General features: G+C 43.8%; 4 protein-coding genes. 1 reads left to right on the forward strand and 3 read right to left on the reverse strand.

The features are described 5' to 3' along the window. From F7C14_RS06680 to F7C14_RS06690, 3 genes are all read right to left on the reverse strand, one after another. On the reverse strand, positions 1-1,269 hold a 1,269-nt coding region (locus F7C14_RS06680), incomplete at its 3' end, for a 4Fe-4S binding protein (protein ID WP_290901157.1). Between the two features lie 2 nt (positions 1,270-1,271). Beyond that, a complete protein-coding gene (locus tag F7C14_RS06685) occupies positions 1,272-1,586 on the reverse strand; it encodes a helix-turn-helix domain-containing protein (protein ID WP_290901152.1) in 315 nt (104 codons plus the stop codon). Between the two features lie 271 nt (positions 1,587-1,857). After that, complete coding sequence (locus F7C14_RS06690; RefSeq protein WP_290901158.1) at positions 1,858-2,706, reverse strand: FTR1 family protein; 849 nt, start codon at positions 2,704-2,706, stop codon at positions 1,858-1,860. Between the two features lie 99 nt (positions 2,707-2,805). Between F7C14_RS06690 and F7C14_RS06695 the strand changes: the two genes are divergently transcribed. Next, positions 2,806-3,396: hypothetical protein (locus F7C14_RS06695; RefSeq protein ID WP_290901155.1), on the forward strand; the 591-nt coding region annotated here is incomplete at its 3' end.

Genomic DNA, 3,396 nt, shown 5'->3' on the forward strand with positions numbered 1-3,396 from the left:
CGGAAAGCTCAATTTCCGCACTTTCAGTTCCTTCTTTTCCTCAATTCTTTTAACGATTTCCAGAAGCTTTTCCCTCTTGTTACTCCCCCTTAGATCAAACTCTGTATCAACGGGAGACCTTTTCAGCAGCATTTCTATCTGCCTCTCATCAAATTCCTCACTGCAAACAACGTTGTCGATATCAAAGGCTTCGCATATGCTCTCAGCAAGCTTCAACCCATCAAAACTTCCATGAGGACAATCGGAGCAGTGAAGCACGTAAACCCCGCTAAATCCCCTCAGGAGTGGGTAAATTATATCCACCTCAGACAGGGCTGCCACACACGGTACCACAACCGGGAAGAACGTTCCGGTTTTTTCACCACCATAAACTTTACCCAGAGCTTCCTTACAGACGTAAAGAAGAACTTTTTCCTCTCTATAACCAGATAGCGTGTTTATAATTTCCTCCACAACTTCCTCCGGCATTAAGCTAAACTTCAAAGCGTCCGTGGGGCAAAGAGATGCGCACCTCCCACATCCAAAACAGCTTCTATGTTCAACACGGATATAACGTTCTCTGATTAAACACTCATGCACGCATTCGCACAATTTACAGCCAGAAACTTCATTAAAGCTTGCTGCACATCTGCTCGCGTCGTATTCGATAGCCTTGAATTTAGCGAACTCTCCAACGTTCGAGATTGCATCAAGAACATCGCTTTTCACATTAAAAGCACCATCCTTTCTTAATTTCATCCCGGGAATGAGTAGCTGAGAAACTACAACGCTCTCAACAGCTTCTCCGGTGTGCATGTTTGCCCCATCTATGAAAACTCTGAAACTTCCGAGCTCTCCTTCAAATCCGGTAACCTTGCCCATTATCGGTATCCCCACTCCCTTCATCTCTTTGTTTCTTGTAACGACATAAAGCGGAGTGAAAATTTTTTGAAGTTCCTTTGCAAACTCAACGTCATCAGTTTCAACAAGGAAAGAAGAGCTAACATTTATCCTCATTACTTCCCTTTCCACTTCAAACATTTTTCTATAAGCTTTAAGTAGAAGTTCAGCTTTTTCAGTCGCATTATCTTGCCTGAGAAATATCAGATCGTTCAGATCTATCTGAAACTTTCCTAAATCGCCAACGAGTTTGTAGCTGCATCCCACAACATCGAAAAATTCCTCCGGCTTCTCTTCGCAGAGGTTGTCAAATACTCGCACATCAAAGCTCTTCTCAAGTTTTTTCAATTCTTCCCTCTCGATCTTCCCTTTGCAAGTGCAAAGTGCCACCCTCAAAAATTCCCCCACCTCTCACTCCATTCTTTTATCTCCTCAACTATCCTCGCAAGTTCTCTGCCTTTCTTTGTTAACTTGTACCTCACCTTGATTGGAGACGACGTGTCAACTTCTCTTTCCACTATTCCATACTTCGTAAGGGTGTAAAGAGTCTGAGTAAGAACTTTTGGGGAAACTCCACTAATCGACCTTTCAAGTTCGGAAAACCTCTTCTCACCGTCAATTAGGAGATAAACCACCACAAGAGACCATTTTCTTGAAAGAATTTCCAGGAGGTGAACGAACGTTTTCGAGCCATTTACGATGGGCACAACAACACCTCCAACGAAATTGACAATTATAAATCATGTGTGTATTGTTTAAACTTAGCACAGCCCAATATTACATTTTCGTTCGGCTTTTGCCGATGGTAAAAATGAAAAATAAGCTTATTTAGCATAAATTATTAATATAATGTGTTAATCAGAAAATCGTTTTGTACGCCCGCTGTGCCCACGGAACCTCATGCTTATCAGCCCGCGGGGTTCTGCGGGCGTTAAGAGTAAGTAAAAAGGAGAATATAACGATTACGCAGAGCTCTTTTCATTCGGTTACCTCTTTAACCCCTTTCACTTCCCTTCTCGTCGATAAAACACCGTATTTAAGGTTGACTGCTGCTAAGAAAACGAGCAGGTAGCCGAATTGAACGAATACTCTTATCCACTCCATGCTCGCCGAATATCCAAATAGAACCGCGAAAATTCCCCCGACGATGCCTTTGTGATGCAACGGATTGCTCTCATCCAACCCTAAGCTGTAAGCTTCCTCAAAGAGCCAGCTCTCATAACCCTTCTCCTCTAAGAACTCAACAAGCTCGTGGGTGCCGTAGCCCACAAGTCCCGAAGCTATGAACGTCAGCAGAATGCTCGTGACGTAGAAGAACTTTCTGAGACTGAGTTTATATTCAAGCTTGACGATTGCAATGCTCAGCAATGCGGCTAAACCAATCCCGGCAATAGCTCCGAGCACAGTTCCGTAGAGATCTCTTGCGGCAAACGGAGTTAGGAACAACACTGTCTCAACGACCTCCCTTACGACGAAGACGAAGGATATTAAAGCTATCCCCCAGACAAACTTTTTCTTAGCTTTGCTTTCAACTTCCTCCCTAACGTTTTTTCCGGCCATCCATAAGATCATGTAAGTTAAAACAGCCACAGCCAAGTATGAGGCGAGGGCTTCAAAGATAACTTTCTGCTCTTCTTCCAATCCTCCGTAGACTGCAATAGCTCCGAAAGCTGCGGCAAATCCTATGAGAAGCGCTGCAATTGCTCCGTAGTAAGCGTAAGGTATCTCCCCAGCTCTGCCGCTCCTCTTTAAGTAGGCTATCAACACTGCAACAAGCAGCACAGCCTCCAAACCTTCTCTGAGAGCTATCACGAACTGCCCCAGCATACTTAACACCGTTAAATTTAGGATTGCCTAAAATATAAAAATTTTTCGGTAACCCTAAAGTTTTGGAAAGCGTTTTCAATCCTTCAGCAAACTTTTAGCGTGGACGTGGTTTACGGAGGAGGAAAATACGGAAAAGAAGCTGTTAAGTGGCTGATAGAAAATAGTAGGGAATTCGTGGTGATAGACGTCGACGAAAACTGCCTCGTCAACAGAGAGATTAACGTCGAAAAATTCGGAGGAAGGTTCGTGAGAGGAGAAATTCAAGAGCTGCTTGAGATTGTCGAAGAGGAAAAGCCCGAATATATTTTTCCCACCGCTCCGATCCATATAGCCGCTTCGCTTATTTCGAAAAAATTCGATCTTGAGGTTTGGAACGAGGGAGTCAATTACGTCCTCTCCGGCATTCCAGCGAAGATAATAGTTTCAGCCGGGAGAGGAAGTGTTGTCGTAAGCTATAACAGAGACAAAACCTGCTTACCTAAATGCTCAGCCCCAGAGGTTTGTCCGGTGACGAAAATTAAAAAGCCCGCTCCGATGTATTCTCTTTTAGAGTTCGCAATCCCGGAGGGTTTCGTGATAAAAACAATCTACTTAAGACCCGGATTGGGAGCTATAAAAGGAAAGGAGATCTTAGAGCTTTTCAGGTGGGCTGAGAAAAGAGATAAAATTTTCATCGCCACAGCTTGCAGG

Origin of the sequence: Ferroglobus sp., from assembly GCF_015521575.1 — an archaeon.
GTDB lineage: Archaea > Halobacteriota > Archaeoglobi > Archaeoglobales > Archaeoglobaceae > Ferroglobus.

What these genes read in the sequence shown, in the direction of transcription:
- F7C14_RS06690 (WP_290901158.1), bottom strand. Translation starts at nt 2,706, where the DNA reads ATGCTGGGGCAGTTCGTGATAGCTCTCAGAGAAGGTTTGGAGGCTGTG.